This window comes from Actinomyces sp. B33 (genome assembly GCF_028437565.1).
Taxonomy (GTDB): domain Bacteria; phylum Actinomycetota; class Actinomycetes; order Actinomycetales; family Actinomycetaceae; genus Pauljensenia.
Genome location: NZ_JAMRYR010000001.1, coordinates 153,708 through 176,522, shown reverse-complemented (window position 1 = coordinate 176,522; position 22,815 = coordinate 153,708). Strand labels below are relative to the sequence as shown.

19 protein-coding genes are annotated in these 22,815 nt (G+C 67.1%); 14 read left to right on the top strand and 5 right to left on the bottom strand.

What is annotated here, in order from left to right; translation table 11 throughout:
• Positions 1-11 precede the first annotated feature (11 nt).
• The 7 genes from M3T53_RS00805 to M3T53_RS00775 all read left to right on the top strand — a co-directional run bounded on the left by M3T53_RS00805 (position 12) and on the right by M3T53_RS00775 (position 7,928).
• Positions 12-806: a hypothetical protein gene (locus M3T53_RS00805; RefSeq protein WP_272432529.1), complete on the top strand. Its 795-nt coding sequence runs from the start codon at positions 12-14 to the stop codon at positions 804-806.
• A gap of 99 nt (positions 807-905) precedes the next feature.
• Positions 906-2,201 (top strand): DUF418 domain-containing protein, encoded by a 1,296-nt coding sequence (locus tag M3T53_RS00800; protein WP_272432528.1) that lies wholly within the window; start codon positions 906-908, stop codon positions 2,199-2,201.
• Between the two features lie 59 nt (positions 2,202-2,260).
• Positions 2,261-2,716, top strand: coding sequence for a YbjN domain-containing protein (locus M3T53_RS00795; RefSeq protein ID WP_272432526.1), 456 nt, complete (start codon positions 2,261-2,263; stop codon positions 2,714-2,716).
• A gap of 14 nt (positions 2,717-2,730) precedes the next feature.
• Entirely contained in the window at positions 2,731-3,201 is a 471-nt protein-coding gene (locus tag M3T53_RS00790; protein ID WP_272432525.1) for a YbjN domain-containing protein, read from the top strand.
• A gap of 443 nt (positions 3,202-3,644) precedes the next feature.
• Complete coding sequence (locus M3T53_RS00785) at positions 3,645-6,284, top strand: ATP-dependent Clp protease ATP-binding subunit (protein WP_272432524.1); 2,640 nt, start codon at positions 3,645-3,647, stop codon at positions 6,282-6,284.
• A gap of 70 nt (positions 6,285-6,354) precedes the next feature.
• A complete protein-coding gene (locus M3T53_RS00780; RefSeq protein ID WP_272432522.1) occupies positions 6,355-7,128 on the top strand; it encodes a TetR/AcrR family transcriptional regulator in 774 nt (257 codons plus the stop codon).
• Positions 7,125-7,928, top strand: coding sequence for a serine hydrolase domain-containing protein (locus M3T53_RS00775; RefSeq protein WP_272432521.1), 804 nt, complete (start codon positions 7,125-7,127; stop codon positions 7,926-7,928). The genes M3T53_RS00780 and M3T53_RS00775 overlap by 4 nt, the downstream gene beginning before the upstream one ends.
• Before the next feature lie 164 nt (positions 7,929-8,092).
• Here the strand turns inward: M3T53_RS00775 and M3T53_RS00770 are convergent, their stop codons facing one another.
• Positions 8,093-8,896 (bottom strand): exodeoxyribonuclease III, encoded by an 804-nt coding sequence (locus M3T53_RS00770; protein ID WP_272432520.1) that lies wholly within the window; start codon positions 8,894-8,896, stop codon positions 8,093-8,095.
• A gap of 397 nt (positions 8,897-9,293) precedes the next feature.
• Between M3T53_RS00770 and M3T53_RS00765 the strand changes: the two genes are divergently transcribed.
• On the top strand, positions 9,294-10,940 hold the full coding sequence (locus tag M3T53_RS00765) for a DUF5979 domain-containing protein (protein ID WP_272432519.1): 1,647 nt from the start codon (positions 9,294-9,296) through the stop codon (positions 10,938-10,940).
• A gap of 156 nt (positions 10,941-11,096) precedes the next feature.
• Here the strand turns inward: M3T53_RS00765 and M3T53_RS00760 are convergent, their stop codons facing one another.
• A complete protein-coding gene (locus tag M3T53_RS00760; protein WP_272432518.1) occupies positions 11,097-13,358 on the bottom strand; it encodes a DUF2339 domain-containing protein in 2,262 nt (753 codons plus the stop codon).
• Between the two features lie 456 nt (positions 13,359-13,814).
• Between M3T53_RS00760 and M3T53_RS00755 the strand changes: the two genes are divergently transcribed.
• On the top strand, positions 13,815-14,591 hold the full coding sequence (locus tag M3T53_RS00755) for an SDR family NAD(P)-dependent oxidoreductase (protein WP_272432516.1): 777 nt from the start codon (positions 13,815-13,817) through the stop codon (positions 14,589-14,591).
• Between the two features lie 80 nt (positions 14,592-14,671).
• On the opposite strand, the gene M3T53_RS00750 is transcribed toward M3T53_RS00755, so the two are convergent.
• Both M3T53_RS00750 and pyrE read right to left on the bottom strand, forming a co-directional pair.
• Entirely contained in the window at positions 14,672-15,751 is a 1,080-nt protein-coding gene (locus tag M3T53_RS00750; protein WP_272432515.1) for a hypothetical protein, read from the bottom strand.
• A gap of 163 nt (positions 15,752-15,914) precedes the next feature.
• Entirely contained in the window at positions 15,915-16,484 is a 570-nt protein-coding gene (gene pyrE, locus M3T53_RS00745) for an orotate phosphoribosyltransferase (RefSeq protein ID WP_272432514.1), read from the bottom strand.
• Between the two features lie 108 nt (positions 16,485-16,592).
• On the opposite strand from pyrE, the gene M3T53_RS00740 reads away from it, so the two are divergent.
• Positions 16,593-17,669, top strand: coding sequence for a hypothetical protein (locus tag M3T53_RS00740; protein ID WP_272432513.1), 1,077 nt, complete (start codon positions 16,593-16,595; stop codon positions 17,667-17,669).
• 49 nt (positions 17,670-17,718) lie between these two features.
• Here the strand turns inward: M3T53_RS00740 and M3T53_RS00735 are convergent, their stop codons facing one another.
• A complete protein-coding gene (locus tag M3T53_RS00735) occupies positions 17,719-18,720 on the bottom strand; it encodes a LacI family DNA-binding transcriptional regulator (RefSeq protein ID WP_272432512.1) in 1,002 nt (333 codons plus the stop codon).
• A 128-nt stretch (positions 18,721-18,848) separates the two neighbouring features.
• Here M3T53_RS00735 and M3T53_RS09805 point away from each other — a divergent pair, with 128 nt between their 5' ends.
• The 4 genes from M3T53_RS09805 (at position 18,849) to M3T53_RS00715 (ending at position 22,813) form a co-directional block, all read left to right on the top strand.
• Positions 18,849-19,721 (top strand): ribokinase, encoded by an 873-nt coding sequence (locus M3T53_RS09805; protein WP_334540040.1) that lies wholly within the window; start codon positions 18,849-18,851, stop codon positions 19,719-19,721.
• A 40-nt stretch (positions 19,722-19,761) separates the two neighbouring features.
• Positions 19,762-21,072 carry an ABC transporter substrate-binding protein gene (locus M3T53_RS00725; protein WP_272432510.1) on the top strand — a complete coding sequence of 437 codons (1,311 nt, stop codon included), beginning with the start codon at positions 19,762-19,764 and terminating at the stop codon, positions 21,070-21,072.
• 104 nt (positions 21,073-21,176) lie between these two features.
• Positions 21,177-21,959 carry a carbohydrate ABC transporter permease gene (locus M3T53_RS00720; protein WP_272432509.1) on the top strand — a complete coding sequence of 261 codons (783 nt, stop codon included), beginning with the start codon at positions 21,177-21,179 and terminating at the stop codon, positions 21,957-21,959.
• Positions 21,959-22,813 (top strand): carbohydrate ABC transporter permease, encoded by an 855-nt coding sequence (locus M3T53_RS00715; protein WP_272432508.1) that lies wholly within the window; start codon positions 21,959-21,961, stop codon positions 22,811-22,813. The genes M3T53_RS00720 and M3T53_RS00715 overlap by 1 nt, the downstream gene beginning before the upstream one ends.
• Positions 22,814-22,815 lie beyond the last annotated feature (2 nt).

Sequence of the window (22,815 nt, the reverse complement as noted above, 5' to 3'; positions counted from 1 at the left end):
ATGGAGGAACGATGACTTCGCCCACGCCCCCCGACGAACCTCGTTACGGCCAGCGCGCCGACTCCGGCTCCCCCATGCCCGGCCCCGACGCCCCCCGGCCCTCGGACCCCCAGTCCCCATGGCCCCAGTACGGCCAGGTCGCCGGTCAGAGCGCCCCCTCCTACTCGCAGTACACCGGCGCCGGCGAGCAGGCGGCACCCGCGCCCGGCCCGACCCCGCCCTACGGCGCCCCCGCGGGAGGACAGGGCCAGTGGTCGGCCCCCGCCGCTCCCAGCGCCCTGCCCAGCCGCGTCCCCGGCGTCATCACCCTCGTCCTCGGCATCATCACGATGCTCGTTATCGCCCCGATCGCCGCCTTCATGGGGGTCCTCGGCGGCATCGGCGGGGGAGTCGGCGGCCTCCTCGAGAGCACGACGGTCGTCCCCAACCACTCGACCGTCACCGTCGACGAGTCCGGGACCCTCCTCGTCAGCACCAGCACCGTCAACGTCTATTCGTGCGAGGCGACCGGCCCGTCGGGGACCGTCGCCCTGGAGGGCGGGGGCTCCGTGTCGCAGGGCTTCATCGGCATCAACCTGACTCCTGGCCGGTACGTCCTCGACTGCCAGGGCGAGGGGGATTTCATGCTCACCGCGATGACGGGCACCGGGGTGGACGACCTGACCAGCGCGGGCGTGTCCGCGATGCTGTGGGGGACCATCGCCGGAATCGTCGGCCTGGTCCTGACGATCGTCGGCATCATCCTCATCGTCCGCGCGAACTCGCGACGACGACAGATCCTCCAGCAGTCTCCCCTGCGCTACTGACCCGTTCGCGGCACGGCCGCCGGGACCCGATGTCCGGGCCCTGGCGGCCGATGCGTGCGCGGCCCATGCGCGTGCGCGCCGCCCGAGAGAAAGCACGACATGTCGTACCTGTCCTTCACCGGCCCGTCCTCTGTGCGCTACCCGGCGCCGGATGTCGCCCGGGGGTTCATGCTCCTGCTTATCGCCCTGGCGAACGTCCCCCTCTGGGTGGCTCTCCTGCCGGACTCGGTGGATCCGACGACGGCCGACCACTGGTGGTTCGGGATCCGCGCGGCCCTCGTCGACCGGCGCGCCTATCCGCTGTTCTCCCTCCTCTTCGGATTCGGCCTGATGCTCATGGTGACCCGGAGAATCGAGCGCGACGTCGAGGCCGCCCTGGCGGCTGTCGACCCGGCCGAGTCCGCCCAGTGGCCCGATGACGTGCGCGCCCAGTGGGAGGCGGCCGTCCGGGCCGAGGCCGAGGACGACGCGCGTCGCCTCGTGCGCCGTCGGGGCTGGTGGATGATCTTCTTCGGAGCCGTCCACGCCCTCGTCTTCGCCGGCGACATCATCGGCGCCTACGGCCTCGTCGCCGTCCTCTTCGCCGGGCTGATGACGCGCAGGCGGTGGGGGTGGATGACGGTCGTGGGGATCGTCGTCGCGGTGATCTCCATGCTCATGCTGTACTCCAAGGGGTACTTCCTCTACTCGGGGATCGCCGAGGGCCTGGGGATCGACCCGTCGACCCTGTCCGCCTCTTCCTCGAATCTGACGGTCACCTGGTACTTCCCTCTGGTCTCGCTGGGGATCTGGTCGGTGTCGACGGTGATGACGGTGCTGACGTCCCTGGTGGTGCCGGCGGTGTTCATCGGCGCGCGTGTCGCCTGCTCGGATCTGCTCAGCCGCCCCGACCTGCACCGCGGTCTCCTCGCCGGCCTGGGAGTCGGCGGTCTGGGAGTCGGAGTCGTCGGAGCGATCCCCTACGCGATGGCCCACGCCGGCGCCCTCGACGGCCCCTTGGCTATCGCCGGGCCGATCCTGTTCCACGCTTCCGGCCTGGTTGGCGCGTGCGCGTGGCTCGCGCTGCTCGCCCTTGTCGCCGGGCCCGGAGGGGCGCCGCTGACCGGGATGCGCCGCGTCCTGGCGTCGGTCGGGACGCGGTCGATGACGGCCTATATCGCCCAGACGGTTTGCTTCGCCGTGATCTTCGCGGGACTGGGGCTGGCCGGGGTGACGGCGATCCATTCGACGACGGGCGGTCTCATCGGCCTGGGCGTGTGGGCGGCGACGGTCGTCCTGTGTGTGTCGATGGACGCGAGAGGCCGTCAGCGCGGGCCCCTGGAGCAGCTTTTGCGGCGGGCCGTGGCGAACACCGCCCGCCCCCGCACGCCGGTGCCGCTGCCGGTCCGACTGTGATTGCCGGGTATTTTCCGCTCGCCTAGAATCGCAGGACCGTCCGACCGCAGGAGGAGCCCATGGGACTGTTCTCACCCGCCGCGCCCGACGCGCCGGCCGCGCCGACGCCCCCGGTCACCCAGGAGCGCCTCAAGGAGATCCTCAGCGGGCAGGACTGGCGGTGGTTTGTCGACTCCGAGGGGGATCTGGGCGGGACGTGGAACGATTCGCAGTTCTACTTCCTCCTGACGGGGAAGGACAAGGAGATTCTCCACATCCAGTCGTCGTGGCACCGCACGGTCGAGATCGACGACCTGGAACGGGTGCGGATGTTCCTCCTCCAGTGGAACCACGACCGGCTGTGGCCCAAGTGCTATCACCGGATCATGGACAACGGGGAGATCCGCATCTACGCGGAGAACACGGTCGATTGGGAGCATGGCGCGACCGACGAACAGCTGCTCCAGCAGATCAGGTGCGCGATCGGGACGGCCAACGGCTTCTACGAGGCCTTGGCGGCCGAGGTCGGGGACTGAAGGGAGGCGCGTTCATGGGGTGGTTCTCGAAGAGGGCTCCAGAGCCGGAGCCGGTGTTCGACGAGGTGCGTCCGATCAGTCAGGAGCGCCTGGGGCTGCTGTTCGACTCGCAGGAGTGGGTCTGGGAGATCGACTCGGAGGGGGATCTGGGGGGCAATTGGGGCGGGAACGCCTTCTTCTTCCGATTCTCGGGGAAGCAGCACGAGGTCCTCAACATCGTCGCCTTCTCGGCCCGTGTCGTCGCGCCGGAGCATGAGGCGGATCTGCTGATCCACGTCGAGGATTGGAACCGCGACCACCTGTGGCCCAAGGCGTACTTCCGTCGGGGGGACGAGGGCCTGCGGGTCATGGGCGAGGTGAACGTCGACTACGAGTTCGGGGCGACTGATGCCCAGCTCCTGCAGCAGTGCCATTGCGCCCTGTCGACGACGCTCCAGTTCTTCGACTCGGTGGCGGAGCGGTTCGGTGTGGGCGAGCAGGGCTGATCGGCTGGTCTGAGCGTGGTGCGGGCCGGGTCGTCCTTCGGGGCGGCCCGGCCTCATGCGATTCCCGGGGCGGCCCGGTTGAGGGGGCGGGGGATCCGGGCGGACTCGGTTTCGCGCGTTCGTCTGACGGTTGGGCGTTGGGGGCCGAGGCGGTGCCCGAAACTCGCCTTGGCCCGTCTGTTTGCCGGGGAGCCCGGTCGCCTTGCGGTCGTCGCTGTCGGTGGAGGGGCCCGGTGTCATGCGTTCGACGGGGGGATACGGAGGGAGGAGACCCGGTCGGGAGGCTGAGTCCGGTGATTGGGCTCAGGGCGAAACCGCGCGGAATCCGGGGCTTTCGACGAGCATCCCAACATTGAGCGGAATAGACTCAACTTCAGATCGTTGAGAAGAGCGACCGCGCGAGCAGCCCTCGCGCCCCTCATCCACCGCCCAAGGAGACCCCCATGCCCGTCGACTTCACGACCAGGGCGAAAGAGGCCATCGCCTCCGCCCTCCACTCCGCCCACGCCGCCGAGAACCCCCGCGTCGAACCCCTCCACCTCCTCGGCGCCCTCCTCGAGCAATCCGGAGGAATCGCCCTGTCCCTCCTCGACGCCGTCCGAGCCGACCGCCAGACCATCGGCGCGCGCACCCGCACCGGCCTCGTCGCCCTCCCCTCGGCCCACGGCGCCTCCACCGGCCAGCCGCAGACCGCGCCCGCCCTCATCGGCATCCTCTCCGAGGCCCAGAACCTCGCCGAGCAGGGTCGCGACCGCTACGCCTCGACCGAGCACCTCCTCATCGCCCTCGCCGCATCCGACACCGACGCCGGCAGGATCCTCCGCGACGCAGGGGCCGACCCGAAAGCCCTGAGCGACGCCCTCGCCGACCTGCGACCCGACCCCATCTCCTCGACCGATCCCGAAGGATCCTTCGAGGCCCTGGCCACCTACGGGCGCGACCTCACCGACGTCGCCCGCGAGGGCAAGCTCGACCCCGTCATCGGCCGCGACACCGAGATCCGCCGCGTCATCCAGGTCCTCTCGCGGCGCACGAAGAACAACCCCGTCCTCATCGGCGAGCCCGGCGTCGGCAAGACCGCCGTCGTCGAGGGCCTCGCCCAGCGCATCGTCGCCGGCGACGTCCCCGACTCCCTGCGCGACAAGCGCCTCATCGCCCTCGATCTGGCCTCCATGGTCGCCGGCGCCAAATACCGCGGCGAATTCGAGGAGCGCCTCAAGGCCGTCCTCGCCGAGATCGAGCGCTCCGACGGCGAGATCATCACCTTCATCGACGAGCTCCACACTGTCGTCGGCGCCGGAGCCGGCTCCGACGGGGCCATGGACGCCGGGAACATGCTCAAACCCATGCTCGCCCGCGGCGAGCTCCGCCTCGTCGGCGCCACCACCCTCGACGAGTACCGGGAGAACATCGAGAAGGACCCCGCCCTCGAACGCCGTTTCCAGCAGGTCCTCGTCGGCGAGCCCAGCGTCGAGGACACCGTCGCCATCCTGCGCGGCATCGCCCCCAAGTACGAGGCCCACCACAAGGTGACGATCTCCGACGGGGCCCTCGTCGCCGCCGCGGCCCTGTCCGACCGCTACATCACCGGACGGCAACTGCCCGATAAGGCCATCGACCTCATCGACGAGGCCGCCTCCCGGCTGCGCATGGAACTCGACTCCAGCCCCGTCGAGATCGACGAGCTGCGCCGCGTCGTCGACCGGATGCGCATGGAGGAGTCCTACCTCGCCGAATCCGACCCCGAGCGCCACGACGAGGCCGCCCAGGAGCGCCTCGAACGCCTGCGCGCCGACCTCGCCGACCAGCAGGAGGCCCTCAATGCCCTGACCGCCCGATGGGAGGCCGAGAAAGCCGGGCACAACCGCGTTGGGGAGCTGCGCGTCCAACTCGACGACCTGCGCACCCAACTCGACCTCGCGATCCGGGAGAACCGCTGGGAGGAAGCCGGGCGCCTCCAGAACGGCGAGATCCCCGCCATCGAACGGCGGATCGCCGAGGAGGAGGCCCGCGTCGACCAGCAGGACGCCGCCGACGACGAACCGATGATCGCCGAGAAGGTCGGGCCCGCCGAGATCGCCGAGGTCATCGAGGCATGGACCGGCATCCCCACCGGGAAGCTCCTCCAGACCGAGACCGACAAGCTCCTGCACATGGAGGAGGTCATCGGGCGCCGCCTCATCGGCCAGGCGCGCGCCGTTCGGGCCGTCTCCGACGCCGTGCGCCGCTCGCGCGCCGGCATCGCCGACCCGGACAGGCCCACCGGCTCCTTCCTCTTCCTCGGGCCCACCGGCGTCGGCAAGACGGAGCTCGCCAAATCCCTCGCCGACTTCCTCTTCGACGACGAGCGCGCCCTCGTGCGCATCGACATGTCGGAGTACTCCGAGAAGCACTCGGTCGCCCGCCTCGTCGGCGCGCCCCCCGGCTACGTCGGCTACGAGCAGGGCGGCCAACTCACCGAGGCCGTCCGGCGCAGGCCCTACTCGGTGATCCTCCTCGACGAGGTCGAGAAGGCCGACCCGGAGGTCTTCGACATCCTCCTGCAGGTCCTCGACGACGGGCGATTGACCGACGGTCAGGGGCGCACGGTCGATATGCGCAACACCGTCCTCATCCTCACGTCGAACCTCGGCTCGCAGTTCCTCGCCGACCCCGGCCTGGGCGCGGACGAGGCGCGGGAGGCGGTGATGGACGTCGTCCGGCGCTCGTTCAAACCGGAATTCCTCAACCGCCTCGACGAGACCGTCGTCTTCGACCCCCTGGGCGCCGACGAACTCGCCGGGATCGTCGACCTCATGGTCGCCGACCTCGCCAGACGCTTGGAGCCGCGGCGCATCCGCCTGGACGTGTCCGAGCCGGCGCGCGGGTGGTTGACGCACACCGGCTACGACCCGGCCTATGGCGCGCGTCCGCTGCGCCGCCTGATCCAGCGGGAGATCGGGGACCGGCTGGCGAGGATGCTCCTGTCCGGGCAGGTCGTCGACGGCGACGAGGTGCGCGTCGACGTCACCGCCGACCTCGACGGCCTGTCCATGGCCCAGGCGGGCGACTCGCGCCGGGAGGATTCTCCGGGGCAGGGGTGATCGCGGCGGGGACTGTGTGGCACCATGGGGGGCATTGACCTGCGAGCGGATGACAGTTGGAGGTGGGGCCGTGGCCGAGCAGCGGCGCGTCCGACGCGACCACACCGGGAGCACCTCCACCCGTGAGGCGATCCTCGAAGCGGTCATGGGCCTCATCGCCGAATACGGGTACACCGGGTTCTCGCTCAGGGACATCGCCCGCGAGGTCGGCGTCTCCCACCCGGCGGTCGTCTACCACTACCCGTCGAAAGAAGAGCTCCTGCGCACCGTCATCGAACGCGCCGAGGCCGCGATGGGCATCTCCGGCATCTTCTTCGCAGACGAGCCCCAGGAGGGGGAGGGCCGGACCGCCGATGCCGGCGGCGCTGGGCCCGACGGCGCCGACCCCTACCGCACAGTCATCGGCCTCGTCGTCGCGCTCATGCGGTTCGCCCAAAAGCCCGAGGCCCCCGTCGTCCTCGCGCTCGACGGGATGCTCACCGCGGAATCCGCCTCGCCCCTGCACCCCGCGCACGAGCACTACCGGGATCGGCTCGCCTCGATCGAGCAGAGCATCGTCGCGGAGATGACCCGGATCAGCCGCGAATGCGGGGTCGAGCTCCCCGCCGACCCGGCGTTCCTCGGACGCGGCCTGATGCGCCACTGGTACGGGGAGATCCTCGCGGCCCGCTACCGCTCGGAGACGATCGACGCCCCCGAGTTCATCGCCGAATACCTCTCGGTCTGCGCGCACATGATCGACATGCCGCCGGAGATCCTCCTCGACATCGGGGCGACCCTGCCCGACGACGTCCTCGAGATCTACGGCCGGATCCTGCGCAAGGTGCGGGACAAGCGCAGATGATCGCCCTCGACGATGTCCCCTTCGATCATGCGGTCGGATTGCTCAGCGGCGGCGCCCTCTGCGCCGCGCACGGGGACCTGTCCGCCCGCCGCCCCCTCGCCTCGGTCACGAAGCTCGTGACCGCGTGGTCGTGTCTCGTCGCCGTCGACCGCGGCCTCCTCGGCCTCGATGACCCAGCCGGCCCCGAGGGCTCGACGATCCGCCACCTGCTCGCCCATGCGTCCGGCCTGCCCGTCGACGCCGAGGAGCCCCAGGCGGCCCCCGGCAAACGGCGCATCTACTCCAACGCCGGATACGACCTCCTCGGGCGGGTTCTCTTCGAGGCGACCGGCGCCCCGGTCGGGCGGTGGATCGAGGAAACGGTTCTCGAACCCCTCGGCATGAGCGCTACCGAGGTGCCCGGGTCCCCCGCCCGGTCGGGCGTCGGCACCGTCGAGGACCTTCTCGTCTTCGGCGCCGAGATGCTCGATCCGCGGCTGATCCGCCCGGAAACGGCGGCCGAGGCGATGAGAGCCCAGTTCTCGGACCTGGCGGGCGTCGTCCCGGGCTACGGCCGTCAGTCGCCGTGCCCGTGGGGGCTGGGTCCCGAGATCAAAGGGGGGAAGTCCCCGCATTGGATGGCGCCAGGGGCGTCGCCGGAGACGGTCGGTCACTTCGGCGTGTCCGGGTCGTTCCTGTGGGCGGATCCGACGAGGGGCGCGTGCGCGGCGTTCCTCGGCGAGGAGCCCTTCGGGGCCTGGCATCGTGAGCATTGGTCGAGGCTCAACGCCGCGCTCGTCGACATCGTCGACGGCGCGTGAGGGCGGCGCGGGCCGACGCGCACATCTGCTGTCGTGGTGCTCGGCGGTCGGTGCTCGGTGCTCGGTGCTCGGTGCGTAGCGCGGGCGCCTGGGCCTGGCTCGGCGGGGTCGCTCCCCGTGGCCCGTCGGCCTGTCGGGATGCGGGGTCGGCGCGACGAGGGGGCTCAGTCGATCTCGACGATCACCGGCACGTGATCGGACGCGCCCTTGCCCTTGCGCTCGTCGCGGTCGATCTGCGCGCCCGTTACCCGCGGCGCCAGGGCAGGGGAGCAGTAGGCGAAGTCGATCCGCATCCCTTCGTTCCGGGGGAATCGGAGCTTCTGGTAGTCCCAGTACGTGTAGTTCGTCACCCGTCCGCGTGTGGCCTCGACCCAGCCGTCGTCGGCGAACGCGCCGAACGCCTCGCGCTCGGGGGCAGAGACATGGGTGGCCCCCTCGAACACGGACATGTCCCACACGTCCTCGTTCAGCGGGGCGACGTTCCAGTCGCCGACCATGACGATGAGGGATTCCGGGCGGGAGGCGAGCCACGAGCGGGCGGCGGCGCGCAGGGCGCCGAACCACTGGAGCTTGTAGTCGTAGTGCGGATGGGTCAGCTCGCGCCCGTTGGGGGCGTACAGGCTCCACACGGTCAGGCGCCTGTTCCCGTCCTCTCCGCCGAGGTCGATGGATGCGCCGAGCGCCCGGGCCTCGACGACTGGGGGATCGCCGAAAGCGGGTTGCCCGGCGAAACTGTCGACGACCTCGACGATCGGCAGGCGGGAGGCGATGGCCACGCCGTTCCACTGGTTGAGGCCGTGGGCGGCGACCCGGTAGCCGGCTTCCTCGAATGCGGCCGTGGGGAACTGGTCGGGTCGGCATTTGATCTCCTGCATCGCGAGGACGTCGATGTCGGAGCGGTCGAGGAAGGCGAGGACGCGGTCGATGCGGGTGCGGATCGAGTTGACGTTCCAGGTCGCGAGTCTCATGGGGTCAGCCTACGGGAGGGGCTGCGGGCGTTGCCGACCGCCTGCGTGGGGAGTGAGCCGTTGAAAAGGTCCGTTCTGTGCGTATTCGCAGGTGAGGGGGACCTTATTTTAGGAGGGGATCTTCTGTAGATATTCAATACTTGAAATGGTGTGCTGATGAGCGTACCGTTGTCAGGCTCGCACCAACCATCAGGCGTCGTCATGCCGTTTCGCTGAGTCCTCACCCGTCAGCGCGTCGTGCCGTGCCATCCGTAACCGTCGATCGTGTAAGGCGAGAGGAACCATTTCTGATGAGGAAGAAAGGCTGGGCGGCGGCCCTTGGGCTGGCCCTGACATTTTCGCTGGGGGGGGGGTAGTCCCTGCATTCGCCGACCAGGCGAATGAAACCTTCTACCCCATGGGAGACTTCAAGAACTGGAGCGTCGTCTCCTTCGGGGACCTGTCCATCACCGGCGAAGCGGAGATGCCCGTCGCCGTCAAGGGCGCTGTGAAGTGGACGAACACCAATGTCATGCACAAGGTGTCGACCCAGGAGCAGCCCTACACGCTCGTCGCCGGACGTCTCGATTTCGCCGGATCCCAGGGGCAGCTCAAGCTCCTGTCGGGCAAGGCCAAGGTCGCGATCGACGATCCGAGCAACCTCGATGTCCTGACGAAGGATTCCAACGGCGCGCAGGTTATGCCCCATATCGTCGCCAAGGGCTCGTCGTACGACACGCAGCCCAATGTCGAGGCCCAGTGGCATCAGTCGGACGGTAGTGAGTTCGAACTGGGCAAGGGCGTGTTCGACTCCCTGTTCAGCCAGGACCGCGCCCAGAAGAACGCCGACCGAGTGGCGAAGATCGCCGGATCCTCCTGCGTCGCCAACATCGCCCGAGTCGTTCAGCCCAAGTATGAGGGAGACGGCACCAGGGTGGTCCTCGATCTGGGGACTGAGACGAACTACTGGACGATCAGCGCCGCCGAGCTGAGCAAGCTCAAGGAGATCAACACCGGCAACACGGCGGCGAAGGTCCTCGTCATCAATGTCACCGGGACGGACGCGCTGACTCTCGGCCTCAACCTCACGGGCAACACGAAGCTCGGGCACGTCCTCATCAACGCCCCGCAGGTCGCGTCCATCGATGTCAAGGACACGATCGACGCGTCGATCCTCGCCCCGCGTGCGAAGTTCGTGAAGACGGGCGGCAACACGCAGGGGCACGTCGTCGTCGGCTCCGCCGAGCTCGGCGGTTCCGAGGAGCACCTCAACGTCGAGCACGAGTTCACGTGGCCCTTGACCGATTGCACCGAGGAGACCCCTGCTCCTGTGGTGGGGTCGTTCTCTGTGGTGAAGAAGGTTGAGGGCGCGGTTGCTGGTGAGAAGAAGTTTGAGTTCTCGTATGAGTGCTCTGATGGTTCTCGTGGTTCGGTGTCTGCTAAGGGTGATGGTGTTGCTGTTCCGGTTGGCAAGGATTTTGCTGTGGGGACCGAGTGCACTGTTACTGAGGATGTGTCGAAGGCGAAGCTGGATGGGTACACGCTTGTTCGTGAGCCCAAGCCGGTGAAGGTTGTTGTTGAGAAGGCGCCGAAGGTGGTGTCTGCGTCGTTCACGAACATCTATGAGAAGCCTGCTCCTGTGGTGGGGTCGTTCTCTGTGGTGAAGAAGGTTGAGGGCGCGGTTGCTGGTGAGAAGAAGTTTGAGTTCTCGTATGAGTGCTCTGATGGTTCTCGTGGTTCGGTGTCTGCTAAGGGTGATGGTGTTGCTGTTCCGGTTGGCAAGGATTTTGCTGTGGGGACCGAGTGCACTGTTACTGAGGATGTGTCGAAGGCGAAGCTGGATGGGTACACGCTTGTTCGTGAGCCCAAGCCGGTGAAGGTTGTTGTTGAGAAGGCGCCGAAGGTGGTGTCTGCGTCGTTCACGAACACCTATGAGAAGCCTGGCCAGCCCAAACTCGCCAAGACGGGTGCCAGCACCCCGATCATCGCAACAGTTGCGGGCCTGACCCTCCTCGCAGGCGCAATCGCGACCGTGATCGCCAAGCGTCGTCGAATGACCCGCTGAACAGGGAGAACACCGCTAAATAGGTGAATCCCAGCGGCGCGGACCGGATTCTCGGTCCGCGCCGCTTCCCTATGCCCTGAAACCGCCAGAAGACACCCAGTCGACGACGCCCGCCATCACGAAACCGACGACCCATCGACCAAAAGCCCAGAAACGTCAAACCGTCGGAGGCCGCCACGATGACCGGTCGACCGCTTCGTCGGATCGACCAAGAGCCGGATCGGCCCCGGCAGAAAGCGCGGAAAAAGAACGGTCCCCCGTCCCATCCTCGGCGCGTGCCCGAGCGCTCATCCGCGAATAGAGGACCGACAAAGCGAAGCAGATCATCCCGGCGACGAAAAGGGCGACGATCCTCGAAATCGAATCATTGAAACCGAGATCGATGACGGCGAGCTTGAGAACCGTAAGAATCACCAGGGCCAACCCCGTCAAACGTACCGCGGACGCGCGCCAGGCAAACCCTCCCCAGATCGCGATCGCGCCGACGAGAAGAACCGCGAGCGTCTGCGGCCACCCGAGCTCAGCGACCCCCGTGACCGCATGGCACGCCAGACGCGCCGCCTCGGCGCCGACGACGACCACCAAGACACCATGCGCCCTCGCCCACGAGACCGGCCCCACCGCCCACGCCAGCACGGCCGCCGTCCCAACCAATGCCAGCGCGAGGAGGAACTCCGACGCGACCACGAGGACACCCCCCGCACCGTGGCCCCCGGCGACGAAAGAACCATGGACGAGCTCGTCGAAGACCTCGGGCAGCACATGCATGAGGACGAACCCGACACCGAGAACCAGGAACGGCGGGAAAAGCCCCGTGCGCTCAGACGTCCCCATGACGTCGTCGACCCCAGTCCGCCCCAGACGGGCCCTCGCCAGCCACAGATCCGCCGGGCGGATCCTCGGGGAGGACAAACCGAGGAGGACGAGCCCGCTGAAAACCGTCAGGCCGAGCACCGCGCACAGGGCCGCCGACGGCGACTGCCGGAACCACGCGCCATCGTCGACGAGCAGGGAGAGCATCCACGGAACGGAGAAGGAAGCCGTCGCCGCCGTCAACCACGACGCCGTCATCCCGGCCCACCTGGGGCAGGACAGGCGGGTATCGGCCCAGACGGTCCCGGCGATCGCAGTGACCATGACGAGGAGGAGGACCACGCCCTCAAGGCGCGTCGAATGACCGATCATGACGGAGGCGAAGCCGAGCCCTGGCAAGATCGGCAGGGGGAGCCACGAGCCCCGTCGGGTCAACGACCATCCGGCCCCTACCAGGACCGTCCACACGCCGAGGATCACCCAGGCCGAACGCGGTGGCTCTACCCCCGAGACCGCCCCGATGATCAGGGCGGCGACGACCAGAGCCGGCTCGGCGACCCCCAATCCCGGGCCGGCGAGCCTGCGCGAACCCGCGACGATGAGAGACAGGACCAGGAACAACAGGTGGGCGAGGACCACCCACAGCTCAGCGGACGCGGAGCCCCGAACGACCGACCCGACCTGCAGGAATGAGATGACGACGAGCAGGCCCGCGCCGATCCACGCCCAATTCCACATGAGCCCCCGGTCCTCCCGGATCGTCAGGAGGATCGAACCGATCGCGAAGACCAGCAGCACCCCGTGCAGGACCGATGCCACGGGGGCGCTCGTTTCCCACGCCTCGCGCAGATTCGTCAGGAAGGTCGCCGGAGCGGTGACGGCCATCGAGGAGGCGAGGAGCGCGAGGCGGCTGCGCCCGGCTGCCGCCGTGAAAGCGCAGAAGGCCGCAGACGCCAGGATCGCAGCCGAGTATGCGGTCGTCAGCGCGAGCGCCAGGAGCGCCTGCTCCGGGTGGTCGAAGCTGTGGCGGTCGATCATCGTCAAGGTCGCGATGCCTCCGACCGCCGTCGCCACCAGGGTGAATGGCATCCTCTCGCGGCTCGCGACGAGGGTCATCGCGATCGACCAGACGAGGAGGACGACGAAAGCCCCGATCGGGGCGAGCACCCCGAGGATCGCAGTCCCGATGCCCGCGACGTAGCCGAGGGCAGTCCCGATCCCGGTGAGGGTCGCCGCCGGGATCGACGGGCGCCCGCCGCGCCTCGCCCAGAACGTTCCGCCCACGACCGATGCAAGGGCGACGACGCCGACGATACCGATCTTCGTGATGTCGGGGATCCGATCCCACAGCAGGGCGATGAGGCTCGCGCCGGCGAGGACGACGAGGAGAGCCGCCAGGCCCGAGAGGATGAAGACCCCGGCCCTGGACTCCCGGGCCCCGGCGTCGACCGGCGCCGAAGCAGGGGACGTCGCCGGGGGAGCGGGGCGAAAGGCGGGAGAGGACGGGACGATCGGCGCGCCCGGCGCCCGCCCGGTGCTTTCGGCTGCCGCGGGGGCGGCGAAAGGCCGAGCAGGATGCTGCGAGAAGGCACTGGCCCCACCCACCGGATGCTGCCATCCCTGCGGGACGGGAGGCCCGCTGACCGGCGGAGGCCACGCGGCGGCCGGCGCAGGAGGTGGCGGTGCCGGCGCGTTGACGCCGCGCTCGTCCCACGGGGTGGCGAGCGGCTCGCGATTCGGGACGGGAAGCGCCTCTTGGGGGCTTCCACTGGCAGCGGGTTCGGTCGGGGCCGAAGGAAGGATGCCCAGGACGCGGAGCCGCTCATTGAGTAGGTCGACGGACGCGCGCAGCCGCACGACTTCCGCTGCGAGGGCCTCAGCGGGATCCAGGGACTCATCAGGCATGGGCATGGCGATCCATTCGTCGAGGACTGACGTCCTCAACGGTAGAGCCTCCCACTCGTATGAGCCACCTCTCATCCACAGCTGTGGATTCGTCTGCGCCGGCTCCCCTGCCCATTCCTGTCGCGCCCCTCGCGAGCCCCCGCGTACCCTGGACGGATGGGAACCGCACTGGTCACCGGGGCCACCTCCGGCCTCGGAGAAGAATTCTGCTGGCAGCTCGCCTCCGCCGGCCACGACCTCGTCCTCGTCGCCCGGCGCGAGCGCCTCCTCGACGAGCTCGCCGACCGATTGCGCAACGTCGCCGGAGTCCGGGCGCAGGTCCTCGTCGCCGACCTCGCGGATCCGACCGATCTCCAGCGGGTCTGCGACAGGCTCGACGCCGACTCCGGCACGGACGGCACCGGCCCGGTCGGCCTTCTCGTCAACAACGCCGGATACGGCCTCGGCGTCCCATTCCCCGACGACGACCTCGAACGAGAGCTCCGGGCCCTCGACGTCATGGTCCGGGCCGTCATGGTCCTGGCCCACCACGCGGCCCGATCGATGCGCCGACGCGGTCGCGGCGCGATCCTCAACGTCGCCTCCGTCGCCTCGCTGACCGGGGCGGGCACCTACTCGGCCCACAAGGCGTGGGTCGTCGCCTTCACCGAAGGGCTGTCCGAAGAACTGCGGGGTACGGGGGTGACCGCCTCCTGCGTGTGCCCCGGCCCGACCCGGACCGCCTTCTTCGACAACGCGGGCGTTGACATGTCGCGCACCCCCCACTGGGCGATGGCCTCCCCCGAGCGGGTCGTCGGGGAGGCCCTCGACGCGGTCCGCTCCCGCCGAGTCCTCGTCACCCCCACTCCCGTGCACAAGGCGGCCATGGGGGCGATGCGGCTGAGCCCCCGATGGGTCGTCCGCAGGGTCATGCGGGCGATCCCTCACATGTAGAGCGTGCACGGCCATGCGTTTCGACGCGGTTTCTCGCCTCCTCGGTGCAGAAACTCCGTCGAAACGCACGACGGTGCACATCAGCCCGGGTACCCGAGGGCCTTTGGGGCATGCGGGGGCTTCGCGAGCCCCAAGCGCAAGCAGATCTCCTCGACGACCCGGCGGGGGTCGCGCAGCTCGAAGCCCTCGAAGCGCACGACCGGCAGGCCCGAGGAGACCAGGAGCTTTTCGCGCTGATCCCGAGCGGTCAGCGAGGACAGGATCTCCCCGGACTCCCGGCCGTATTTGCCCTTCCCGTCGAATTCGATGGCGAGACTCCCGCGACGGGAATCGATCTGGAAGTCGACGAAGAACCGTCGCCCTGCGACCCGATGCTCGACCTGGGTGCGAGCCCCCGAGAACCCCGCCGCCTTGAGCATCCACAGCAAGCTCCTTTCCGGGACCGACTCGCAGCCGGCGTCCGACGCCGCGAGCACGGCCCGGGCTCTCCTGCGGCCGCGCGGGGCGACCCGGTCCTCGAGCACGGCGAGGAGGCGCGCCCGCTCGATGCTTTCGCGCTCGCGGCTCGTCTCCAGGTCGAAGCGCGAGAACCCCGACAGGGCGCGCAGCGCCCCCGACGCGCAGATCACCGCCTGCCGCGGATCCAGCGAGGCGGCGCATTGGACGGCGGCCAGGTCGAGGGGGAGGCAGGGGACATCGAGGACCGGGTACACGAGGGGAGGATTCTCGTTGTCGCAGCAGTGGCGGATCACTGGGCACGAGGAGAGCACGCGGCCTCCGGGGAGCCGCACCGCGGGAGCCGTGTCGGGGCCGTGAGCGCCGGTCAGCGAGACGAGGTGGACGGCGGTGAGGGCCGGTCGGTCGAGTTCGACGCCGTGCGCGAGCAGGGCGCTGGCGTGGGACAGGGCCCCGCGGCCGCGGGCGTGGATTCCCACGGCCATCGTCCGGGCGAGGTGGGCGGTCAGGAGCAGCTCGAACGGGTTGAGGACACGGTGAAGATCCGTGAGGAGCCCGGTGCGCACGAAGACGTTCCGGTACAGGCGCACGAGTTCATCGCGGCGCCTGAGCCGTTGGCAGTGGGCATGAGAGGCGCGGGTGGAGACGACGAGCGCCTCGCGCACCGCTGCGATCAGGTCGGTGTGGCGGAATGAGAGGTCCATGCCCCGAGGCAACCCGCTCAGTCAATGGGCGCGCACGTCCTCGCGCAAGCCCTGTGGAGGGGCGGGCCGGACCGCCGCCTGTGCACGGCCATGCGTTTCGACGCGATTTGCAGCCGATGAGGGAAGAAAAACGCGCCGAGAAGCATGGCGGTGCACAGCCCGATCAGGACAGCCCGACGTCCTCCAGCCCGAGCGCATGGAAATAGGGGAAGCCCTCGGCCTCGATGGCCTCCTTGGCGCCTGTCGCCCGATCGACGACGACGGCCACGGCGACGATCTCGGCCCCGGCCTGCGTCAGGGCGCGCGCGGCTTCGAGGGGGGAGCCGCCCGTCGTCGACGTGTCCTCGAGGACGACGACGCGCCTGCCGGCGACCTCGGGGCCCTCGATCCGTCGTTTCATCCCGTGGTCCTTGGCCTCCTTGCGGACGACGAAGGCGTCGAGGTCGAGGCCGCGCGAGGCGGCCGCGTGCATCATCGCCGCCGCCACGGGATCGGCCCCCATCGTCAAGCCGCCGCACGCGTCGTAATCGACGCCGGGGGCGAAGCCCGCCTCCTCCAGGAGGTCGAGCATGACGTGCCCGATGAGGGGCGCCGCCTCGTGGTGGAGGGTCGCGCGGCGCATGTCGACGTAGAAGTCGGATTCGCGCCCGGAGGCGAGGGTCACCTTCTCGTGGACCACGGCCAGGTCCTTAACCAGTTCGGCCAGTCGCGCCTTGTGGGAGTCGTTCGTCATGTCTTCAGACTAGCGGGGTCGTGTCGGCGGGATGTATTCGATTCGTTCTCGCCCGCTCAGCAAGATGTTACGCTATAAAAATCTACACGTGTAGATATAGGAGGTTTCATGAGAAGACGACTGAGCGCTGCAATCGCCGCCGCAGCTCTTGCCCTGATCGTTGTGAGTCCGAATGCGGAGGGTGCTGCCCGAGTCGGTTCCAGTACTGCGGTTCCGATCCTTTCATCGGTCGAGGGACGGCACTTCTATGCCTATGCCCCATCGGTCATCCGGGAAGGCGACAAGGAATGGGTGTGGACCTGTCAGAACTCGCAGGACGGGAGAATCGTCGATGACATACGCCTGGACCTGCTCGATTCCGGCTCGCTCAGCCGGTCGGCGAGAGCTCTGACGGCATCTGAAGACGGCTGGGATCGCTTCCACATTTGCGACCCCTCTGTTGTGAGAGTCGATGCGACATGGCAAGGAGTGAGTTATCGCTATGCGATGTTCTATCTCGGAAATGATCGTGATGCCAGTGCCCATAATCAAGTGGGCATCGCATACGCGAATGATATGTCCGGGCCGTGGGTGAAAAACCCTACTCCCGTCGTATCCTTCGATCCGACGAAAGCCCCCTCTCGGTGGGGGGTGGGACAGCCGAGTGCGACGACCATCGACCCGGAATCGGGGACGGTGCTCCTCTTCTGGGTTGAAAACTATACCGGGCCTCATCGAGATACCCGGGTGTACAGGATGCCGCTCGATCTGAATGAGGAAAGCGGGGTGATCGCAGGGGTCCCGCTCGAAGTGACGACCGCGGGGCTCCGGGGAGAGGACGGGGCGCAGGACTGGCTCAATAACGCCGACTTCTCCTACGATCCTCCGTCGGATCGATTCTACGTCGTACGCGAGCGGCACCCTTATCCCTCGGGGATCCCCGACTGGGTCGGGGCGGGAGTCGAACTCGTATCGATCGACGGTGCGAGCATCTGGTCCGGTGGAGGGGCCTGGAGGCAGGAGGCTGTTATAGGTCCTGCTCAAACCGGTTATCCCCGGAATCATAATGCGGGCATCGTAAGGACCGAATATGGGACCTTGCCTTCGCCGGAAAGGATTGAGATCCTCTTCACGGCGTCGTGTGCGGACTGTGAAGACTGGCTGTGGAGTTATCGTCTGCGACGCGTGCCCGTCGAATTCAGGTGACTTCTCGTGAGGGGGGCGGGACGTTTCAGTCGCGCCCCTCTCGCTCGAGTCAAAGAACGGAGCAACCGCACGAGGCTCGGGGTCGGAGCGAATGGGTGACGACGATATGCTCGCCGCGCTTCTCGGAGTTGCCGAGGAGCGTCGAAACCGCTTGTGCCGCCATAACACTGAGCGGCTGCTCGATGACACTGAGCGGAGGCGTGGCGAAGCGCGCCTCTTGCGTCCCGTCGAAGGAGAGCGTGGCGCAGTCTTCGGGAATGCGTCGCCCCGCCTCGTGCAAGGCCCTCAATGCGCCGATCGCTTGGATGTCGGAAGCGACGAAGAGTGCTGTGAAATCAGTTGTCGAATCGAGGAGGGAGCGGCATGCCGCGAACCCCGCTTCTCGGGAGTGCTCGGAGCGCATGAGGAGACCGCTGTTCGGCCTCAAGCCGGTGACGTCTTGCCATGCCTGGACTCGCGCGTCCGCTGCGGCGCTCCCGCCGGGGCCTGCGATCATGGCGATTCTGGTATGACCGTGTTGTTTGAGGTGATCGATTCCGCTGAGGGATGCGGTGTAGTCGTCGATGCTGATGGTGGGGATATCGATTGTGGTCTCAGTGGCGTCCAGGGCGACGGCGGGGATGCGGTTGAGGCGAAGAGGGGAGAGATCGGTCTGAGCGGTTCGGCCGATGATGATGACGCCATCGGGCTGCCGTTCTGCGATGAAACGGATCTGATCCTGTTCGATGGAGGAGGTGCTTCCCGAGTCGTTGAGGATCAAGGCGTAGCCGTAGGTTGAGGCTTCTTCGCGCACCGCTCGTGCCAGTTCTGCGAAGAAGGGGTTCGAGATGTCTGGGACGAGGAGTCCTATGGAGTTCGATTTTTGCAGTCGGAATGCCCGGGCGGCAGAGTTGGGGCGGTAGTCGAGCTCGCGGACGGCGGCGAGAACCTTCTGGCGCGTCTGCTCGGAGACCGGGCGGGGGCCGTCGTTGAGGACATAGCTGACGACGGCGCTTGAGACGCCGGATAGGCGGGCGACATCATCCCTGGTCGGTCGTTTCATGGAGTTCATGGTTCTCGTCCTTCCCCGCTTCTCGCCGATTTCGGAACGCCTCTGTGAGCTGCTTGCGCAATCAATGATGACATTCTAATATCTACACGTGTAGACATTCCGTGTAGATCAAAAAGGGGGGAGAGGCCGTGGACGCAGAGGTCCTAGTCGTAGGAGCGATCAATCAGGACATCGTCATCGGAGTGTCGCGGCATCCGCAGCCGGGAGAAACCCTCATGGCGACCCGGACCTCGCAAGGGCCGGGAGGGAAAGGGGCGAATCAGGCGGCCGCCGCTGCACGTGTGGGCGCTCGGGTGGCGCTGGCATCGGCTGTCGGAGATGACGAGATCGGCCGCGAGCAGAAGCGAGCCCTCGAACGCGACGGTGTCGACATCTCCCTCGTCCGGAACGTCGTCGGAGTCCCCACCGGGACCGCCCACATCCTGGTTGATGAATCCGGCGAGAACACGATCGTCGTCGCTCAAGGCGCCAATGCCTATGCGATGTCGAGCCTGGAGACGTCGTCCCATCGCGCGAAAGTCGTCCTCGTTCAGAACGAGGTCCCCTTCGGGGCGCTCAGCGATGCGGCGAGATTCGCGCGAAAGTGCGGAGCCCGCCTCATCGTCAATGTGGCGCCCGTCCCCGAAGCGCCGCTCGACTTCTATCCTCAGGCCGACCCCCTCGTCGTTAATGAACATGAGGCGCTTCTACTCGCCGAGTCGGACAATACAGATCCGCAGAGCCTCGCCCGTGAACTGATGGCGAGGATCGGCATGCGAAGCGTCGTCATCACTCTCGGCGCGCGAGGCTGCCTCCTCGCAGAAGGCGATGCGATTCGATCGATTCCCGCCGTCCGAGTCGACGAAGTGGTCGACACCACAGGTGCCGGCGATGTCTTCGTCGGAGTCCTCGCGGCCCGATTGTCTGCGGGCGACGGCCTCATCGAAGCCGCGGAACGGGCCGTCGCGAGTGCCGCGGACGCGGTGACCTGGGCGGGAGCCCGCCCCGAGCAAGCCACATAGGAATAGTCATCATCACAAGAAAGACCTCAAAGGAGAGATCATGAACAACACGAAAAGATGGGCGATGGCGGCCCTCGGCGGCCTCGGAGCCATGAGCCTTGTCGCATGTTCAACAGGGGGGAGCGCCTCGAACAGCGAATCCGGCGGCAGTGATGGCGCCACGACGAGCATCACTTTCGTCGGAGCAGATCCGGAATCGGCCTTCGCCCCTCTCATCGAGGCCTTCGAGGCGAAGCACCCCGATATCGACGTCGCCTACGAGAACATCCCCTTCGACCAGTACAACAACGTCATCCAGCAGCGCGTCGGCGCCGGTGACGCCTCCATCGACGTTCTTCTCGTCGATGCCGGAGCCGCAGGATCGATGGCGTCGAAGGGGTGGCTGACCGACCTGAGCGAACTGGCTCCCGAAGTGGAGAAGACCTCGGTCGGCGACGGCGTCGCCGCCAACAGCTGGGACGACAAGATGTGGGCGTTGCCCATGTGGACCTCCGCGCAGTACCTCTACTACAACAAGGCCCTGCTCCAAGCCGCCGGCGTCGAGGCTCCGCCGATGCAATCGGATCAACGATGGACCTGGGAACAGACGGTCGAAGCGGCCAAGAAGGCCCAAGCGGCCGGAGCCGAATGGGGCCTCCTCTTCGATCAGACCGACAGGTACTACCAGCTTCAGCCCCTCGCCGAGTCCGCAGGAGGCGGCAGCGGCGCCACCGGTGATGATCTCCTGACTGCGGACATCACCAACGAGGGCTGGATCAAAGCAATGACGTGGTACGGGTCCCTTTTCGAAGAAGGCGTCGCACCGCGGGGAATCGCCACGGATCAGATGGCCGTTCTCTTCGCTTCCGGAAAATCGGCGTTCTTCGTCGGCGGCGCCTGGTCGACCACACCGATCAGTCAAGCCGATCCCATGATCGACTGGGGAGTCGCCCCCAACCCGATGTTCGAGGGCGGAACCCCCGCGATGTCCACGGGCTCCTGGGCGATCGGAGTCTCATCGTCGACCGACTCCTCCGAGGCGGCGGTCGAATTCGCCAAGTTCGCCTCCCTCGACCTCGAAGGCAATTCTGCGGCGACCGCGGCGATCCTCATCCCCCCAACGAATGAGGCGGCTTTCGACACCTACGTCACTCGCCTCGATGAATCGGTTACCCCCAACAGTGAAGGCATGGGCGCCCTCATGCTGTCAGAGCTCGAGAGCGCAGCCGTCAACAGGCCGAACACGATCGGGTTCACCCAGATGCAGGATGTTCTGGGACGAGCCTTCGCCGATATCCGTAACGGCGAGCCTGTCGACACGACTCTGAGCGAGGCCCAGGCCGAACTGCAAGGGCTGTGGGATCGACTGTGAGCGCTCGAAGGACACAGCGGGGAGGCGGGCGAGGGCCTCTCCTCACGGTGATTCTCTTCCTCCTCCCCGCCGTCGTTCTTCTCATCGTTCTGCGCCTGCTTCCCATGATCGGCGCGGTGATCGCCTCGTTCCAGAAGGGTGCGAATACGCTCAAAGGCCCTCAATGGGTCGGGCTGGAGAACTACGCCTATCTGCTGGGAAACCCCTCCTTCTGGGACGTTCTCGCCGTCACGGGGAGATTCCTCGTCATCATCATCCCTCTCCAAGTGGTGACGGCCCTCTTCCTCGCGATCATTCTCAATGAAAGGGTCCCCGGGATCGCCTTGGTCCGCACGGCGGTGTTCATCCCGGTGGCGGCTCCCGCAGCCGTGGCCTCCGTCATCTGGGGAATCGCCTATCAGCCGAGAGGACCGATCAACGCCGTCCTCGAATCCATCGGGCTTCCGCCCCAGCCGTTCCTCACCGATTCTGATCAGGCGCTGCAGGCGATCATCGTGCTGATGTCGTGGATCGGAGTCGGTTATTGGACGCTCTTCATCATCGCCGGCCTTCAGGAGGTTCCCCGCGAGCTCTACGAAGCCGCCGCCATCGATGGCTCCGGATGGTGGCGAACTCTTGTCCACATTACTCTGCCCTCGATTCGACGCACCCTCGCATTCGTGGTCGTCGCCGACACGGTCTCATCGGTTCTGGCATTCGTGCCCGTGCAGATCCTGACGCAGGGCGGTCCCGCCGATTCCACGAGACTGGTGATGTACGACCTTTACAACAACACCTTCCAACTCGGTGACGCCAACCTCGGACAGACCCAAGTCGTGGTTCTGCTCCTCTTCCTCGTCATCATCACCGCAGTGCAGTTCCGGATGCTCAACAAGGAGGGGGACTGATGGCTCTGCCCCATGAGATCGCGACCACACGCCTGCGCACGATCCTGGTGACGATCCTCGCCTGGTCGATCGGAATCTGTTTCGCGCTCCCATTGATCTGGATGTTCGTGTCGTCGTTTCGGACGGGCACGGAGATCTTCTCCTCCCTCTACCCGCTCGGTCCTGCGCTTCTCCTCCCGGAGAGGATCACACTGGAGAACTACCAGTCGCTCCTCGATTCGCCATTCGCCCTGTCCGTGGGGAACTCGTTGATCGTCACCGCGATCACGATCATCATCGGCTTGATGATCAGCGCTTCTGCGGCGTTCGCGCTCAGCGCCCTCGACTTCAAGGGATCGAAAGCGGTGTTCGGAATCGTCGTTCTCAGCTTCCTGATCCCCTTCGATGCGATTGCGGTTCCCCTAGCCAACCAATTCAGGGATTGGGGACTCGCGAACACTTACACCGCTCTGATCCTGCCCGGTCTCGCGAACGGTTTCGCGATCTTCGTGCTGCGCCAATTCTTCTTGGCGATTCCGCGAGAACTCGCTGAAGCTGCGACTCTTGACGGGCTGGGCCCCTGGGGAGTCTTCTGGAGGATCTATCTCCCCTTATCGCGAACGGCCCTCATCGGCGCTGGATTCACGCTTTTCCTCTTCCAATGGGGCGCATATCTCTGGCCGCTTCTCATCGCCACCGATCCCTCGATGGTTCTCGGACCGGTCGCTCTGGCGAATCTGAACGGACAGTTCGAAGTGAACTTCGGACGGATTTTCGCCGCCTCCGTGCTGTTGACGATCGTCCCGCTCGTCCTCCTCCTCTTCTTCCAGAAATACTTCACCGCATCTTTGGCGACCTCAGGTTCCAAGGGCTGATC

What these genes read in the sequence shown, in the direction of transcription:
- M3T53_RS00805 (WP_272432529.1), top strand. Translation starts at nt 12, where the DNA reads ATGACTTCGCCCACGCCCCCCGACGAACCTCGTTACGGCCAGCGCGCC.
- M3T53_RS00800 (WP_272432528.1), top strand. Translation starts at nt 906, where the DNA reads ATGTCGTACCTGTCCTTCACCGGCCCGTCCTCTGTGCGCTACCCGGCG.
- M3T53_RS00795 (WP_272432526.1), top strand. Translation starts at nt 2,261, where the DNA reads ATGGGACTGTTCTCACCCGCCGCGCCCGACGCGCCGGCCGCGCCGACG.
- M3T53_RS00790 (WP_272432525.1), top strand. Translation starts at nt 2,731, where the DNA reads ATGGGGTGGTTCTCGAAGAGGGCTCCAGAGCCGGAGCCGGTGTTCGAC.
- M3T53_RS00785 (WP_272432524.1), top strand. Translation starts at nt 3,645, where the DNA reads ATGCCCGTCGACTTCACGACCAGGGCGAAAGAGGCCATCGCCTCCGCC.
- M3T53_RS00775 (WP_272432521.1), top strand. Translation starts at nt 7,125, where the DNA reads ATGATCGCCCTCGACGATGTCCCCTTCGATCATGCGGTCGGATTGCTC.
- M3T53_RS00770 (WP_272432520.1), bottom strand. Translation starts at nt 8,896, where the DNA reads ATGAGACTCGCGACCTGGAACGTCAACTCGATCCGCACCCGCATCGAC.
- M3T53_RS00765 (WP_272432519.1), top strand. Translation starts at nt 9,294, where the DNA reads ATGGGAGACTTCAAGAACTGGAGCGTCGTCTCCTTCGGGGACCTGTCC.
- M3T53_RS00755 (WP_272432516.1), top strand. Translation starts at nt 13,815, where the DNA reads ATGGGAACCGCACTGGTCACCGGGGCCACCTCCGGCCTCGGAGAAGAA.
- M3T53_RS00750 (WP_272432515.1), bottom strand. Translation starts at nt 15,751, where the DNA reads ATGGACCTCTCATTCCGCCACACCGACCTGATCGCAGCGGTGCGCGAG.
- pyrE (WP_272432514.1), bottom strand. Translation starts at nt 16,484, where the DNA reads ATGACGAACGACTCCCACAAGGCGCGACTGGCCGAACTGGTTAAGGAC.
- M3T53_RS00740 (WP_272432513.1), top strand. Translation starts at nt 16,593, where the DNA reads ATGAGAAGACGACTGAGCGCTGCAATCGCCGCCGCAGCTCTTGCCCTG.
- M3T53_RS00735 (WP_272432512.1), bottom strand. Translation starts at nt 18,720, where the DNA reads ATGAACTCCATGAAACGACCGACCAGGGATGATGTCGCCCGCCTATCC.
- M3T53_RS00725 (WP_272432510.1), top strand. Translation starts at nt 19,762, where the DNA reads ATGAACAACACGAAAAGATGGGCGATGGCGGCCCTCGGCGGCCTCGGA.
- M3T53_RS00720 (WP_272432509.1), top strand. Translation starts at nt 21,177, where the DNA reads ATGATCGGCGCGGTGATCGCCTCGTTCCAGAAGGGTGCGAATACGCTC.
- M3T53_RS00715 (WP_272432508.1), top strand. Translation starts at nt 21,959, where the DNA reads ATGGCTCTGCCCCATGAGATCGCGACCACACGCCTGCGCACGATCCTG.